The following is a 14,696-nucleotide window of genomic DNA, read 5'->3' as shown; positions in this document are numbered from 1 at the left end:
AGGCGGGACCGTCATGAATCAGCCCTTTCTGGATTCGGGCCGGTGGTGGCGGGAACGAATGGACCGCGCATCCCTGGAATGCGCGGAATCGATCGAGGCCGCGGGCCGCGGATACGAGGATGTCGTCAGACGTGTCCTGACGCGTGACTCCGACGCGGACCCGGTCTCGGCGCCAGCTACAGGGCCCTCGCCGGGGTCCGACGTACATCGGCCCGCGTCGTGGGAGGAGGACGAGTACCGCACGGCGTCGTTCCTGACACCCGCGCAGCATGACCGCACTGTCCGGCCGGTGACCGGGCAGGACCGCAGCGACGGACAGAACGGACAGGAAGATCCGCACCAGGCGGAGACCAGGAGTTGGTTGGTCTGACCCGGCGGCGGTTTCGCAGCGAGTTCAGCGGCCGATCACGCCACGGATCGCGGTCAACGGGTTGGGCTTCGGCTGGTCCTGGACCGGCGCGTGCGGATCGACGACTCGCGTTCCCTTCAGCTCACCCGCTCCGGCGAGTTCGGCGTACTGCTCTTCGCCGGTGAGGTGGAACAACAGGAACGCGGTCAGGAGAGCTCGGGTGGTTCGGACGGTCGACTTCTCCGTCCCGCCGACTCCGAGGGGGCTCAGCAGTCGCCGGCCCTCGACGATTCCGTCGGACGACGCCTTGTCCAGACGCCGGAACGTCGTGGGGGCGCGCAGTGCACCTGCGAGCGACACGGTGTTGTCGTTCAACGAGTCGGCCAGGGCCGCGTCACCCAGGACGATGCTCGGGATGTCGAGCGTCGCTGCCGCGTCCTCGGCGCTCGGTGCCGACGGCGCCGGGTACAGAGCAGCGACGGCCTTGACGTCCGATCGCGCTGCAGCGGTGAGTACCGCGATGCTGGCGCCCATGCCGTGGCCGGCCACCGCCAGTTTGTCCGGGTGAACGCTGATGTCTCCGGTTCCGAGCCGCACTCCGGTGACGATGTCGAGGGTTGTGGCGAGGTCGGCTGCCAGCCCGCGGTGTGACGGAACCGGTCCGCGCTCGGTGTCCGGAGCGGCGGCGACGATGCCCCACGACGCCAGGTGCTTCAGCGTGTCCGCGTACCGTTCGGCACTCAACAGCCAGCCGTGGCCGAACGCGACCGCAGGCAGGTTGTAGCCCGTGGCCGGGGTGAACACGACGCCGGGCTGGCCCGCCAACGCGAGGTTGCCGCGGAGCACTGGGTGAGGACCACGTTTCCCGAGCTGGGCGGCGAGCTTCTTCGATGTCGACACAGCGGCAACGCTATCGGATCGGAGCGGAACTGCGTGGGTACGGGGCAGAGAACGAGCAAGCGCCACGCTGATCGGGGTCCGGTGGCGGGTACCCTGAACCACCATGTGTGGAATCGTGGGATATGTCGGCCACCGCCCGGCGTTGGGTGTTGTCGTCGAAGCGCTCAGGCGCATGGAGTACCGGGGCTACGACTCTGCAGGCATCGCCATTCTGGACGGAAACGGCAACACCGCAGTCGAACGCAAGGCCGGTCGTCTCGCCAATCTCGAAGCTGAGCTCGACGAGGTCGGTGCGGAGAAGTTCGTCGGAACGTCGGGCATGGGCCACACGCGATGGGCAACGCACGGGCGGCCGACGGACCGGAACGCGCATCCGCACCGCGACGTGAGCGGCTCGGTGGCGGTCGTGCACAACGGCATCATCGAGAACTTCGGCCCCCTGCGCGCCGAGCTGGAGTCCACGGGAGTCGAGTTCTCCTCCGACACCGATACCGAGGTGGCGGTTCACCTCGTCGCCGCGGCGTATGCAGACGGCCCGACTGCGGGTGACTTCGTCGAGAGCGCCAAGAGGGTTCTCCGTCGACTCGAGGGCGCGTTCACGCTGGTCTTCACACACTCCGATCATCCGGACACCATCGTCGCTGCTCGTCGTTCCACTCCGCTCGTCGTCGGTGTCGGCAAGGGTGAGACGTTCCTCGGATCGGATGTCGCGGCGTTCATCGAGCACACGCGTGACGCGGTGGAGCTCGGTCAGGACCAGGTGGTCGTCATCACCGCCGAGGGCTACACGATCACCGATTTCGACGGGAGCCCTGCAGAGGGCCGCCCCTTCCACATCGACTGGGATCTCGCTGCCGCCGAGAAGGGCGGTTACGACTACTTCATGCTCAAGGAGATCCAGGAACAGCCGGCCGCCGTCGCGGACACGTTGCTCGGTCACTTCGAGAATCGTCGGATCGTCCTCGACGAGCAGCGACTGTCCGATCAGGAGTTGCGTGACGTCGACAAGGTGTTCGTGGTCGCCTGCGGAAGCTCGTACCACTCCGGCCTGTTGGCCAAGTACGCGATCGAACACTGGACGAGGCTGCCGGTCGAGGTGGAACTGGCGAGCGAGTTCCGGTACCGGGATCCGGTGCTGGACAGGTCGACGCTGGTGGTGGCCATCTCCCAGTCCGGCGAGACTGCGGACACATTGGAAGCGGTGCGGCACGCGAAGGAGCAGAACGCCAAGGTACTGGCTGTCTGCAACACCAACGGATCGCAGATTCCTCGGGAGGCCGACGCGGTCGTCTACACCCGGACCGGACCCGAGATCGGAGTGGCCTCGACCAAGGCCTTCCTCGCGCAGATCACCGCGAACTACGTCGTCGGACTCGCGCTCGCCCAGGCCCGCGGTACCAAGTACCCCGACGAGGTCGCTCGCGAGTACGCCGACCTCGAATCGATGCCGGAGCTGGTGCAGCGAGTGCTCGACACCGTGGAGCCGGTACGGGTGCTCGCGCGCGAGCTCGCCCACACGCCGACGATCCTGTTCCTCGGCCGGCACGTCGGATATCCCGTGGCACTCGAGGGTGCGCTGAAGCTCAAAGAGCTGGCCTACATGCACGCGGAGGGATTCGCCGCGGGTGAACTCAAGCACGGCCCCATCGCGCTGATCGAGGACGGCGTGCCGGTCATCGTCGTGATGCCGTCGCCGAAGGGCCGCGCGGTCCTGCACTCGAAACTGCTGTCCAACATCCGCGAGGTCCAGGCTCGCGGTGCGCTCACCGTCGTCATCGCAGAAGAAGGGGACGAGGCAGTCAGGCCGTTCGCGGACCATCTCATCGAGATCCCCGCCGCTCCGACCCTGCTGCAACCGTTGCTCTCGACGGTTCCGCTGCAGGTGTTCGCAGCCGAGGTGGCACAGGCTCGCGGATACGACGTCGACAAACCTCGGAACCTCGCGAAGTCCGTCACCGTCGAATAGATCCGGCAGGAAGGCATCGTGCGCAGCTACTACACACCCGACCAGGTTCGTGACGCCGAGCGTCCGCTGATGCAGTCACTGCCCGACGGTGCCCTCATGCGGCGTGCCGCGCACGGACTGGCCGGGGTGGTCGCGGCGGAACTGCACAGCAGGACTTCCGGGGTAGTCGGGCGCAACGTGTGCGTGCTCGTCGGATCGGGGGACAACGGCGGCGACGGGCTCTGGGCGGGCGCGATGCTGCGACGTCGGGGCGTGGCGGTCAGCGCTGTGCTGCTCAGCCCGGAGCGCACGCACGCAGCCGGTCTCGCCGCGTTCCGCCGCGCGGGCGGGCGGATCGTGGATTCACCCGGTCGGCCGGACGTCGTCGTCGACGCCGTGGTGGGGATCTCCGGTCGTGGACCGCTGCGGCCCGAGGCCGCCGACGTGGTCTCGCGCGTGTCGGCTCCGATAGTGGCGGCCGACATTCCGAGCGGTGTCGATCCGACAACCGGTGCGGTGGACGGCCCGGCCGTCCGAGCCGACGTGACGGTGGCCTTCGGTGCGCGCAAGCCGGCCCACGTGCTGGCCGTCCCGTACTGCGGCAGAGTCGACGTCGTCGAACTGGGCCTGAAACTCGGATCGCCGTACCTGCGAGCATTCGAGCCGCCCGACGTCGGCGCTCGATGGCCCGTTCCCGCCGCGACCGACGACAAGTACACGCAGGGAGTCGTCGGGGTCCTCGCGGGCAGCGCGCAGTACCCGGGCGCTGCGATCCTGTGCTCCGGAGCCGCGGTCGCTGCGACATCCGGGATGGTCAGATACGTCGGAAGCGCTGCGGCGGACGTGGTAACGCACTATCCGGAAGTCGTGGCGGCAACCGGAATGAAGGAAGCAGGACGGGTTCAGTCCTGGGTGGTCGGCCCGGGATTCGGCACCGACACCTCGTCCCGTGACGTGTTGTCGCAGGTCCTGACGTCGGACCTGCCCGTCGTCGTCGATGCCGATGCTCTCACGATCCTGTCGTCGTCGCCGGAGCTGGTTCGCGGACGCACTGCGCCGACGCTGCTGACCCCGCATGCCGGTGAGTTCGAGCGTCTGACCGGTGCGGCTCCCGGCTCCGATCGGGTCTCTGCCGTGCGGGAACTCGCGTCGACGTGGGGTGTGAGTGTTCTTCTCAAAGGTCGCGCAACCGTGATCGCGGGTCCCGACGGTGCCGTGGTGGTGAGCGATGCCGGCGGGTCGGCCGCGTCGACGGCGGGCTCGGGCGACGTGCTGGCCGGGATTCTGGGTGCCCTCCTGGCATCCGGACTGGACACGGTCACCGCGGCAGCTTGCGCGGCGCGGGTCCACGCTTTGGCCGCCGCGACAGCGGCACACGGTCGCGGCGGCGAGTTCGCCGCTCCGATCTCCGCGAGTCCGCTGCTGGGGGCAGTGTCCGACGCAATCCGAACTGTTCGTTCGGTCACAGGGCGTGCGTGATCGTTCACAGATCTCCACGGACCCGATGCACGATCGCGTCGCAGTGGTGGCACTATCGGGTGCTGTGGACAACGTGAGTGCGTCAACGGTGGATGCCGAGGAAGCGGACACCGGTGCGGGCGGGTCGGTGACGATCGACCTCGCAGCAATCGCGCACAACGTCGGTGTGCTTCGTGAACACGCGGAGAACGCCGCAACGATGGTCGTGGTGAAGGCGGACGGATACAACCACGGTGCCGTCCAGGTGGCGCGGACTGCACTCGCGGCAGGTGCCTCCGAGTTGGGAGTCACCACGGTGGGGGAGGGCATCGCACTGCGTGATGCCGGGATCACGGCGCCCATCCTGTCCTGGCTGCACCGTTCGGACACCGATTTCGCGCCCGCACTGACGGCCGGGGTCGGCATCGGAGTGTCCTCGCGCGCACAACTCGCCTCGGTCGTCGACGCCGCACGCCGCGTCGGTACCACCGCGGCAATCACGCTCAAGGTGGACACCGGACTCAACCGCAACGGGATCGAACCACAGGACCTCGACGACGTGTTGACCGTCCTCGGCGGCGCGGTCGCCGAGGGGTCCGTTCACTTTCGCGGCATGTTCTCGCACCTCGCGTGCGCCGACGAGCCCGGGCATCCGCTGAACGACCAGCAGGCGATGGTGCTGCAGGAAAGCGTCGTCAGGGCCGCAGCGGCCGGTGTACGACCCGAGATCGTTCACCTGTCCAACTCCGCCGCCACCGTGACACGGCACGATCTCCGCTTCGACATGGTCAGGCCGGGAATTGCGATGTACGGACTGTCGCCGATCCCCGAACTGGGCCAGTTCGACCTGATCCCGGCGATGACGGTGTCCGCGCAGGTGGCGCTGATCAAGAAGGTGCGGGCAGGAGACAGCGTGTCCTACGGCCACACGTGGACGTCACCCGAGGACACCGTCGTGGCGCTGATACCGATGGGCTACGCCGACGGTGTGCGACGCACACTCAGCGGTCGGTTCGACGTCACCATCGACGGCAGACGGTATCCGTCGGTCGGTCGAGTCTGCATGGACCAGTTCGTCGTGAATCTCGGACCCGACGGCGGATCCGTCGTTGAAGGCGACACGGCGGTGCTGTTCGGCGCCGGCGAGAACGACGCCCCCGTAGCGCAGGAATGGGCCGACGTACTGGACACCATTCACTACGAGGTGGTCACCGGGATAGGCGGACGGGCACGCAGACGCTACGTCGGGTCCGACTCGGCGTCGACCGAGCGACATGCCGCCGACACGACCGAGGAGGTTGCTCGGTGAAGTTGGCCGAGAGCTTCGGGATCTTCGGCAGTGTCGGGATCGCGCTGCGCGAGACTTTGCTGAGGTCCAACAAGGACCCGCTCGCAGGCGAGAACCTCGAGCTGATGGACGCCGACCGAGGATCGATCGTCATCGCCGACGACGGAGTTCCGCTGGCCGTGCGGGAAGTTGGGCCCACCGACGCGCCCATCACCGCAGTGTTCGTCCACGGGTACTGCCTGCGGATGGCGTCGTGGCACTTCCAACGTCAGGCGCTCGAGCAGGAGTGGGGCTCGAAGGTGCGCATGGTGTTCTACGACCAGCGAGGACACGGCAAGTCCGGGATCCCGACGCCGGAGAGTTGCACGATCGCCCAGCTCGGCCTCGACCTCGACGCGGTCATCCGAGCTGTCGCGCCGCGAGGACACCTGATGCTGATCGGGCATTCGATGGGTGGGATGACCGTCCTGTCCATGACAAGGCAGAAACCCGAACTGGTCCGTGAGCGGGTCGTCGGGGTCGGATTGATCTCGACGACGGCGGCAGGCCTGGCGGAGACAGGGCTCGGTCGCAGCCTCGACAACCCGGTGGTCGACGCGTTCCGGCTGGCCGTACGCACCTCGCCGGGCGTCGTACAGTTCGGCCGCGGCGCGGCGAAGACGCTCATCGCACCGGTTCTGCGCGCGGCGTCCTACGGAACGCGAGTGAGTCCGCGGCTGGTGGATTTCTCGCAGAAGATGATCGATGACACCTCCGTCGTGACCATCGTGAACTTCCTCGAGACGTTGGAACTGCACGACGAGAGCGATGCGCTCGCCGAGCTGCTGCGCATTCCGACGACGGTCGTGTGCGGCGACGACGATTGGATCATTCCGTTCGACAGTTCGGTTGCGCTCGCCGATGCACTTCCGGAAGCCGAGATGGTGCGGATTCGTCAGGCCGGCCACCTCGTTCAGCTCGAATTCCCGGACAAGGTGAACGCCGCACTGGTGCGGCTCGGAACCCGAGCCATGGAGCTGAGGGCACAGCGTCGATCCGGTAGGAGGGGCATTGTCTGACCTCACGGACCCGGGCGCGGACACCGACACGGACATGTTCGACGGCACCGAGCGCCTTCTCGAGACGGCGACCGACACCGAAGCGTTCGGACAGCAACTCGCCCGGCACCTGACCGCCGGTGACCTCGTTGTTCTCGACGGCCCCCTCGGTGCGGGCAAGACCGCGATGACACGCGGCATCGCGGCGGGTCTCGGCGTCCAGGGACGTGTCAGCTCACCGACGTTCGTCATCGCTCGCGAGCATCGACCGGGCCGGCGGGGCGAGGGCCTCGACCCGGTGACGTTGGTTCACGTCGACGCGTACCGACTGGGGATGACCGGCGAATCCGCGCTCGACGAGTTGGATGCGCTCGACCTCGATTCCGACCTCGCAGACGCCGTGGTCGTCGTCGAGTGGGGAGAGGGATTGGTGGAGAAGTTGGCCGATTCCCACATCTCCGTGCGCATCCGTCGTGATCCGGAGTCCGACACTCGTCGTGTACAGGTGCGGCGGATCGCCCAGCACTGACCCGCCGTGCTCGTGCGGGTACTCTGAGATACCGTGCTCGTTCTCGCCGTCGATACCTCCACGCCCGCTGTGACCTCCGGTGTCGTCCGATTCGAGGGCGGTGTCGCGCACACCCTCGCAGCCCGAGTCGTCGTCGATGCCAGATTGCACGCTGAGGTGTTGACGCCCAACATTCTCGAATGCCTCGCCGAGGCAAACCTGACGCCTGCAGATCTCGACGCCGTCGTCGTCGGCGTCGGACCTGGTCCGTTCACCGGCCTGCGCGTCGGAATGGCAACCGGCGCGGCATTCGGTGATGCACTCGGCGTCCCGGTGCACGGCGTGTGCAGTCTCGATGCCATCGCGGTGCAGGTCGACACCGTGGCCGAGCTGCTCGTGGTCACCGACGCACGCCGCCGTGAAGTCTATTCGGCGCGGTACCGAGCCGGCGTGCGAGTGTCGGGCCCGGACGTGGATGCCCCCGCTCTGGTCGATCCCGGTGACGCAACCATGATCGCCGGGTCTGCGGGGCATGTCGGATTGTTCGATCTCCCTGCGGCAGAAGCCGAGTCGCCCACACCCGCGAGTCTGGTCCTGACGGCGGCCGACGGTTTGACGTCGGGAATCACCCCCGAGCCGTTGATCCCGCTGTACCTGCGCAGGCCCGATGCCAAGACGATCGCCGAGCGCGAGGCCGCAAAGGCAGCAGGCCGATGAGCGTCGACATCACCCCGATGGTCCGGTCGGATGCGCCGCGGTGCGCCGAACTCGAGGGCATCCTGTTTCCAGGTGACGACCCGTGGACCGAACAGGCGTTTCTCTCCGAACTCGCTGCGCCGCACAATCGTTACTTCGCGGCGCGAGAAGATGGAGAGCTTCTGGGGTACGCCGGAATCGCGTTGCTCGGACACGGCACCTCGGCGGAATCCGAGGTGCACACCATCGGTGTCGACCCGAGCGCGCATCGCCGCGGAATCGGTGGCGCCCTCATGGACCGACTGCTGAGCGAAGCGGATGCTCACGGCGGTTCGGTTTTTCTCGAGGTGCGCACCGACAACACACCCGCGATCGAACTGTACGTCCGAGAAGGCTTCGTGGTGGTCGGCACCCGCCGTAACTATTACCAACCCAGTGGCGCAGATGCTTACACGATGCAACGGCCCGATCCGAGGGCAGGTGCAACCGCATGAACGTGATGGGGATCGAAAGTTCCTGTGACGAAACAGGAGTCGGCATCGTTCGATGGAAGGACTCGGGAGTGTGCGAACTCCTGGCCGACGAGGTCGCCTCCAGTGTCGACGAGCACGCGCGCTACGGCGGCGTCGTTCCAGAGGTGGCGTCCCGCGCGCACCTGGAAGCAATCGTTCCGACGATGCGGCGTGCGCTCGCCGCGGCCGACCTGGATCGACCGGACGCGGTGGCCGTCACCATCGGACCCGGTCTCGCCGGAGCGCTTCTGGTGGGAGTCGCTGCAGCGAAAGCCTATGCGGCTGCCTGGGGTGTGCCGTTCTACGCGGTGAACCACCTCGGTGGACACGTCGCCGTCGACACGCTCGAACACGGGCCGATGCCGTCCTGCGTGGCGCTTCTGGTCTCCGGTGGCCACACGCATCTTCTGCACGTGAACGATCTGGGCGAGCCCATCGTCGAGTTGGGGACGACCGTCGACGACGCCGCGGGGGAGGCGTTCGACAAGGTGGCCCGGCTGTTGGGTCTGGGCTACCCGGGTGGTCCGGCTCTGGACGACGCTGCGCGGCAAGGGGATCCGACCGCCATAGCGTTCCCTCGGGGTATGACCGGACCGCGCGATGCTCGATACGACTTCTCGTTCTCCGGGGTCAAGACGGCCGTGGCCCGATTCGTCGAAGCCAGGCAGCGAGCGGGAGACGCCGTTCCTGTTGCCGACGTGGCCGCCTCGTTCCAGGAGTCGGTCGCCGATGTGTTGACGATGAAGGCCGTGCGCGCCGCGACCGACGTCGGTGTCGACACCATCGTCCTCGGTGGTGGCGCCACGGCCAACTCACGCATTCGATCTCTCATCGGGTCGCGCTGTGAGCAAGCAGGTTTGACGCTCAGGATTCCACGACCGCGGCTGTGCACCGACAACGGTGTCATGATCGCGGCGCTCGGCGCCCACCTCGTCGCGCGAGGGGCCGAGCCGTCGGATCTGCGGGTGGCCACCGACCCGGGACTGCCCGTGTCCACCAGTCGGATCACCGCTGCCCGATAGCGAACTGTCCGGTCACGCAGTCGGCGTCGTCGCTCCGCCGGCCGTATCCGATGGTGTGGTCGACGACGTGCTCGGAGCGCGCGACGGCGTCGGTTGCGCAGTGTCCTCGTCCGAAGCCCCGGCGTTCGGCGGGGGCGACCACACGGTGGTGGGAGGGCTCAAGCCCGGGGTCGTCGGCGTTCCGTTGACATCGGTGGTCGGGATACTCCCCGGAGTCGACGGAGGAGGGCTGAGTTCGGTGGACCCACCCGGTGCCGAGGTGGGCGGCTGAGGTGTTGTCACTGGCGGCGTCGTCACCGGCGGGGTGGTCACCGTCTCGCCCGGATCGTCGGTCGGCGGGGAGTCCACTCCGCCGCCGGGCAGTGATGTCGGAGACTGCGGCGCGGGCCGGGTCGTCGACTGCTCCGGCGGGCTGGCCGGCCACGGTATGACGGGGAGATCGGGAGCCGGACGCAGCGACGGCGTCGTCGATGGTCGGGTGGTGCTGCCCGACGTGTACTGCGTCGAGTCGACGACCGGCGGCCGAGGATAACCGGTGCTGGGCGCGGCCGAGGAGCCGCGGGTGCCGGTCGGCGGCGCGCCGATCGGGTTGTCGTCTCCGGCGGGAACGTTCACGGCCTCGACGTCCTCGGACGTCGTTGCGGCCGAACCCGCGGGCGAAACGCCGGAATCGTTGCTGGGAGTGAGAGTCTGGATTCCGTAGGCCAAGACGATTCCGCCGACGAGCAAGGCCCCCGCGAGCGCAGTGCCGTAACGGCCGAACGACCGCGCACTCGAACCTCTACCGTCGGTGACGGTAGGAAAACGTCCTGGGGCGGCGTGCAACGCAAGCAGGGCCGCGCCCTGCGCGAGGACGGTGTCCGGGTCGGACGGGAGGATCACCGGAAGATCCAGCACCGACACGAGAACGGCGCGGATGGACGGGATGCGGGCCCCTCCACCGATGAGGACGACCGCCTCTGCATCGGCACCTGCGGATGCCGCGACTCGGCGTGCGAAGTGTCCGACCTTCACCACGTGTGGACGTAGTGCGGTCTCGAACTCGTCCCGGCCGTCGTCGCTTCCACCGCGTTCGAGAAGATCCCACTCCAGACGGTCCGCGAGATCACCGCCGAACTGCGACGTGCGTTCCGCATGGCGAACCTCGCCGGAGGCTGTGTCGATGACCGACGCGGTGGTCCCGGTGGCGCCGACGTCGACCACGGTCACCGTCCGGTAACGCGCGATCAAGCCCGCATCGTCGAGAAACGCATGCGCGGCGGCCGTCTCGGGCACGAGTACGACGGTATGGGTGGAGCGTCCGCACGCCGACCTGATGGATGCGGCGTGGTCTTCGGTGCGGTGGGTGACCGCGATGGCCTCGGGACGAACCCGCTCACCCGTGTGGGCACCGACGCCGTCGGGCGGCGGAGCGAGGGCCAGCACGACATCGATTGCCGACGCGACCAGATCGCCGACGTCGGTGTTGACCTCGCTGTCGGCGGAGACGGTGCGGTATTCGACCGTGCGGGAACCGTTGTCCTCTTCGATGACCAAAGCGGCACAGACGACCTCGGTGCCGGTGGATACGCCGATGGCAGTCCTCACCGTCCACCTCCCGTCCTGTCGGTCCCGTGCTGTGCCTGCGTTCGCTTCTTACGTCCGGTGGACATATCGGAGTCTCGTTATCTTAACGTTACAGAAGCGCCCAAGCGAATGTGAAACGCAGCACCGCCCCTGCGTCGAGGGGCGGCAGGCCTCCACACGTGCGTACGAAAGTTTCCCCTGGCCTACATTTCCGCTCACAACGGCTGGTGAGTGCCGTGGTCGACGGGGTTTCGCTGCGGGCGTACGACTCGCCGACGGCCTTGCACCCTTAGGGGTTGAGTGCTGGCACTCGCGTGTATAGAGTGCTAGACAGCGATGCGCGAAGTCCCGGAACCCGCGACGACGGGAACAAGCGCAGAGCAGTGAACGTGCAGTACAAACACAGCAGTCCGGGGATCCGACCCCGGACGCGTACCCCATAACAATGGAGGGCTCAACGTGGCGAGCGTGAAAATCAAGCCGCTCGAGGACAAGATCCTCGTCCAGGCCAACGAGGCCGAGACGACGACCGCCTCCGGTCTGGTCATCCCCGACACAGCCAAGGAGAAGCCTCAGGAAGGCACCGTCGTCGCTGTCGGCGAAGGCCGTGTCACCGAGAAGGGCAACCGGATCCCGGTCGACGTCAAAGAAGGCGACACCGTCATCTACAGCAAGTACGGCGGCACCGAGATCAAGTACGCCGGCGAGGAGTACCTGATCCTGTCGGCACGTGACGTGCTGGCTGTCATCGCCAAGTAGGCCGTAAACGCTTCCCGCCCCGGAACCCGATTTCGATTCGGTCCCGGGGCGGAGTGCGTTCAATCGAGTTCACTGACTCGAAGGAGTAATACCGAAACATGGCAAAGCAAATCCAATTCAACGAGGAAGCCCGCCGGGCCCTCGAGCGTGGCGTCGACAAATTGGCCGACGCCGTCAAGGTGACGCTCGGACCGCGCGGACGACACGTGGTGCTCGCCAAGGCATTCGGTGGCCCCACGGTCACCAACGACGGCGTTTCCATCGCCCGCGAGATCGACCTCGAAGACCCGTTCGAGAACCTCGGCGCGCAGCTCGTCAAGAGCGTCGCCACCAAGACCAACGACGTTGCGGGCGACGGCACCACCACGGCCACCGTGTTGGCGCAGGCACTCGTGCGCGGGGGCCTGAAGAACATCGCGGCGGGCGCCAACCCGATCGCACTCGGTTCCGGTATCGCCAAGGCGGCCGACAAGGTTGCCGAGGCACTGCTCGCGGCAGCGACACCCGTCGAGGGCAAGGAAGCAATCGCGCAGGTCGCCACGGTGTCCTCACGTGACCCGGAGATCGGCGAGCTCGTGGGTGAAGCACTCACTCGCGTCGGCGCCGACGGCGTCGTCACCGTCGAGGAGTCCTCGACGCTGAGCACCGAGCTGTCGGTCACCGAGGGCGTCCGCTTCGACAAGGGCTACCTGTCGCCGTACTTCGTCACCGACGTCGACTCGCAGCAGGCAGTGCTCGAGGACGCCTACGTCCTGCTGCACCGCGACAAGATCACCTCCCTTCCCGACTTCCTTCCCCTGCTGGAGAAGGTCGCCGAGAGCGGAAAGCCTCTGCTGATCATCGCCGAGGACACCGAGGGTGAAGTCCTGTCCACGCTGGTCGTGAACTCGATCCGCAAGACCATCAAGGCAGTTGCAGTCAAGGCACCGTTCTTCGGCGACCGCCGCAAGGCGTTCCTCGACGACCTGGCTGTCGTGACGGCCGGTACGGTCATCACCGCCGATGTCGGCCTCAGCTTGAAGGAAGCAGGCCTCGAGCTGCTCGGAACCGCTCGCCGCGTCGTCGTCACCAAGGACGACACGACGATCGTCGACGGTGCAGGCACGCAGGCGGACATCGACACCCGCGTCGCCCAGCTGCGTCGTGAAATCGAAGCAACCGATTCCGAATGGGACCGCGAGAAGCTCGAAGAGCGCCTGGCGAAGCTGTCCGGCGGAGTTGCCGTCATCAAGGTCGGCGCGGCAACCGAGACCGAGCTGAAGGAACGCAAGTTCCGCGTCGACGACGCCGTGAATGCAGCCAAGGCTGCTGTCGAGGAGGGCATCGTCCCCGGCGGCGGTTCGGCACTGACACAGGCTGCGTTGTCGCTCGCGGACAACCTCGGTCTGACGGGTGACGAAGCGACCGGTGTCGCTGTTGTGCGTACTGCACTCAACGCGCCGCTGTTCTGGATCGCCACCAATGCGGGCATCGACGGATCCGTCGTGGTCAGCAAGGTCGCGGCACTCGACAAGGGCCACGGCTTCAACGCCGCGACCCTGACCTACGGTGACCTGCTCGCCGACGGTGTCGTCGATCCGGTCAAGGTGACCCGTTCTGCGGTCGTCAACGCAGCGTCCGTTGCGCGGATGATTCTCACGACCGAGAGTGCTGTCGTCGAGAAGCCTGCCGAGGAAGAGGAGCCTGCGGCCGGACACGGCCACAGTCACTGATTCTCTGTATCTCGCAGCACGAGAAGCGGGGCCTTTCCTTCGAAGGAAAGGCCCCGCTTCTCGTATGTGGTCCTGCTACACCGCGATTCGTCGACGGTTGTGGCGTGCGTACATCTCCCGCTCGGTCTCGGACATTCCGCCCCAGATTCCATAGGGTTCCGAGACGCTGAGCGCGTGGGACCTGCACTGTGCGAGAACCGGGCAGGTTCGGCACATCTCCTTGGCACGCATCTCACGCTGAGCACGAGCTCGGCCGCGTTCGCCGTCCGGATGGAAGAACATCGACGAGTCGACGCCACGGCACAAACCGTGCATCTGCCAATCCCAGATATCTGCATTGGGCCCAGGGAGGTGATTCGGCTGCGGCATGAGAACTCCTAGGGTGTCTGCTCGCCGCAACGGATGCGGCGACGCTCCTGTGGAAGACAGAAGAAATGCGAATTCGTGGTTTCGTCCGGCGGCGGCGCCGAACTTGTGGTGAACTCGTTCCGCGAGATACTGCAATCGCGGTTGTCGTGAACAACGCCAACGTTATTCGTGGCGATGAAATCGAGTCAATAGGCCATCGCCGTGGCGAGGTGCATAGTCGTATCTCGAGAAATTAACGCGGGCGACATTTACTTCGACACAACTTCATGGGTCGATTCGTTGAGGAGTTCTCGATCGCAGCATGAACAGCGGTCTGACGGACTTCGGTCACGATCGAAAGCAAAGGGCACTGGCCTGCAGGTTCGTGGTCGTGTCGGAAGAAGGATCGCGGAATTCGTCTGCCGGATTCGAACGACTCGATCAGGTCGCGAGCAACACTGGTCCCCGGGTAGTGAATCCCGCGATTAACCTTACGGCTACATTCTCGTCAGAAAGCGCTCATCAAATGCATCCCGGGAGCGCATGTTAATTCCGTGAAACAAACGAGAATGTCGCGCGACGGATTCGACGATATT

Annotated in this window: 14 protein-coding genes; 11 read left to right on the top strand and 3 right to left on the bottom strand. The window is 66.5% G+C overall.

Annotated elements, in window-relative coordinates; all coding sequences use genetic code 11:
• Positions 1–13: 13 nt before the first annotated feature.
• The gene (locus CH292_RS01395; RefSeq protein ID WP_230593821.1) at positions 14–370 is read left to right on the top strand and encodes a hypothetical protein; all 357 of its coding nucleotides are present in this window, start codon (positions 14–16) and stop codon (positions 368–370) included.
• Between the two features lie 24 nt (positions 371–394).
• On the opposite strand, the gene CH292_RS01390 is transcribed toward CH292_RS01395, so the two are convergent.
• A complete protein-coding gene (locus tag CH292_RS01390) occupies positions 395–1,249 on the bottom strand; it encodes a dienelactone hydrolase family protein (protein ID WP_094627611.1) in 855 nt (284 codons plus the stop codon).
• A gap of 103 nt (positions 1,250–1,352) precedes the next feature.
• Between CH292_RS01390 and glmS the strand changes: the two genes are divergently transcribed.
• Genes glmS through tsaD form a run of 8 tightly spaced genes read left to right on the top strand, consistent with a single transcriptional unit; the run spans position 1,353 to position 9,715 of the window.
• On the top strand, positions 1,353–3,215 hold the full coding sequence (glmS, locus tag CH292_RS01385) for a glutamine--fructose-6-phosphate transaminase (isomerizing) (protein ID WP_026347516.1): 1,863 nt from the start codon (positions 1,353–1,355) through the stop codon (positions 3,213–3,215).
• A gap of 18 nt (positions 3,216–3,233) precedes the next feature.
• On the top strand, positions 3,234–4,673 hold the full coding sequence (locus CH292_RS01380) for a bifunctional ADP-dependent NAD(P)H-hydrate dehydratase/NAD(P)H-hydrate epimerase (protein ID WP_033189919.1): 1,440 nt from the start codon (positions 3,234–3,236) through the stop codon (positions 4,671–4,673).
• Positions 4,666–5,961: an alanine racemase gene (alr, locus tag CH292_RS01375; protein ID WP_020111137.1), complete on the top strand. Its 1,296-nt coding sequence runs from the start codon at positions 4,666–4,668 to the stop codon at positions 5,959–5,961. The genes CH292_RS01380 and alr overlap by 8 nt, the downstream gene beginning before the upstream one ends.
• Complete coding sequence (locus CH292_RS01370; protein ID WP_019663601.1) at positions 5,958–6,998, top strand: alpha/beta fold hydrolase; 1,041 nt, start codon at positions 5,958–5,960, stop codon at positions 6,996–6,998. Before alr ends, CH292_RS01370 begins: the two co-directional genes overlap by 4 nt.
• 34 nt (positions 6,999–7,032) lie before the next feature.
• Positions 7,033–7,506: a tRNA (adenosine(37)-N6)-threonylcarbamoyltransferase complex ATPase subunit type 1 TsaE gene (gene tsaE, locus CH292_RS01365; RefSeq protein WP_026347517.1), complete on the top strand. Its 474-nt coding sequence runs from the start codon at positions 7,033–7,035 to the stop codon at positions 7,504–7,506.
• A 33-nt stretch (positions 7,507–7,539) separates the two neighbouring features.
• The gene (gene tsaB, locus CH292_RS01360; RefSeq protein ID WP_094653833.1) at positions 7,540–8,202 is read left to right on the top strand and encodes a tRNA (adenosine(37)-N6)-threonylcarbamoyltransferase complex dimerization subunit type 1 TsaB; all 663 of its coding nucleotides are present in this window, start codon (positions 7,540–7,542) and stop codon (positions 8,200–8,202) included.
• Positions 8,199–8,675 (top strand): ribosomal protein S18-alanine N-acetyltransferase, encoded by a 477-nt coding sequence (gene rimI, locus CH292_RS01355; RefSeq protein WP_019663604.1) that lies wholly within the window; start codon positions 8,199–8,201, stop codon positions 8,673–8,675. Before tsaB ends, rimI begins: the two co-directional genes overlap by 4 nt.
• The gene (tsaD, locus tag CH292_RS01350) at positions 8,672–9,715 is read left to right on the top strand and encodes a tRNA (adenosine(37)-N6)-threonylcarbamoyltransferase complex transferase subunit TsaD (protein WP_037144573.1); all 1,044 of its coding nucleotides are present in this window, start codon (positions 8,672–8,674) and stop codon (positions 9,713–9,715) included. The genes rimI and tsaD overlap by 4 nt, the downstream gene beginning before the upstream one ends.
• Before the next feature lie 12 nt (positions 9,716–9,727).
• Here tsaD and CH292_RS01345 read toward each other — a convergent pair whose 3' ends face one another.
• Positions 9,728–11,302, bottom strand: a complete 1,575-nt coding sequence (locus CH292_RS01345; protein ID WP_094653832.1) for an Hsp70 family protein — start codon at positions 11,300–11,302, stop codon at positions 9,728–9,730.
• A 438-nt stretch (positions 11,303–11,740) separates the two neighbouring features.
• Here CH292_RS01345 and groES point away from each other — a divergent pair, with 438 nt between their 5' ends.
• Complete coding sequence (gene groES / locus CH292_RS01340) at positions 11,741–12,040, top strand: co-chaperone GroES (RefSeq protein WP_008718149.1); 300 nt, start codon at positions 11,741–11,743, stop codon at positions 12,038–12,040.
• A gap of 98 nt (positions 12,041–12,138) precedes the next feature.
• Positions 12,139–13,752 (top strand): chaperonin GroEL, encoded by a 1,614-nt coding sequence (gene groL, locus CH292_RS01335; RefSeq protein ID WP_019663607.1) that lies wholly within the window; start codon positions 12,139–12,141, stop codon positions 13,750–13,752.
• Between the two features lie 75 nt (positions 13,753–13,827).
• Here the strand turns inward: groL and CH292_RS01330 are convergent, their stop codons facing one another.
• Positions 13,828–14,121: a WhiB family transcriptional regulator gene (locus tag CH292_RS01330; RefSeq protein ID WP_026347518.1), complete on the bottom strand. Its 294-nt coding sequence runs from the start codon at positions 14,119–14,121 to the stop codon at positions 13,828–13,830.
• Positions 14,122–14,696 lie beyond the last annotated feature (575 nt).

The organism is Rhodococcus sp. 14-2470-1a (assembly GCF_002259425.1).
GTDB classification, from domain to species: domain Bacteria; phylum Actinomycetota; class Actinomycetes; order Mycobacteriales; family Mycobacteriaceae; genus Rhodococcoides; species Rhodococcoides fascians_E.
The sequence above is the reverse complement of the archived record's forward strand: the minus strand, read 5'-3'. Positions and strand labels throughout refer to the sequence as shown.

Coding starts and splice junctions, on each gene's coding strand:
- CH292_RS01395 (WP_230593821.1), top strand. CDS start 14: ATGAATCAGCCCTTTCTGGATTCGGGCCGGTGGTGGCGGGAACGAATG.
- glmS (WP_026347516.1), top strand. CDS start 1,353: ATGTGTGGAATCGTGGGATATGTCGGCCACCGCCCGGCGTTGGGTGTT.
- tsaE (WP_026347517.1), top strand. CDS start 7,033: ATGTTCGACGGCACCGAGCGCCTTCTCGAGACGGCGACCGACACCGAA.
- rimI (WP_019663604.1), top strand. CDS start 8,199: ATGAGCGTCGACATCACCCCGATGGTCCGGTCGGATGCGCCGCGGTGC.
- tsaD (WP_037144573.1), top strand. CDS start 8,672: ATGAACGTGATGGGGATCGAAAGTTCCTGTGACGAAACAGGAGTCGGC.
- groL (WP_019663607.1), top strand. CDS start 12,139: ATGGCAAAGCAAATCCAATTCAACGAGGAAGCCCGCCGGGCCCTCGAG.
- CH292_RS01330 (WP_026347518.1), bottom strand. CDS start 14,121: ATGCCGCAGCCGAATCACCTCCCTGGGCCCAATGCAGATATCTGGGAT.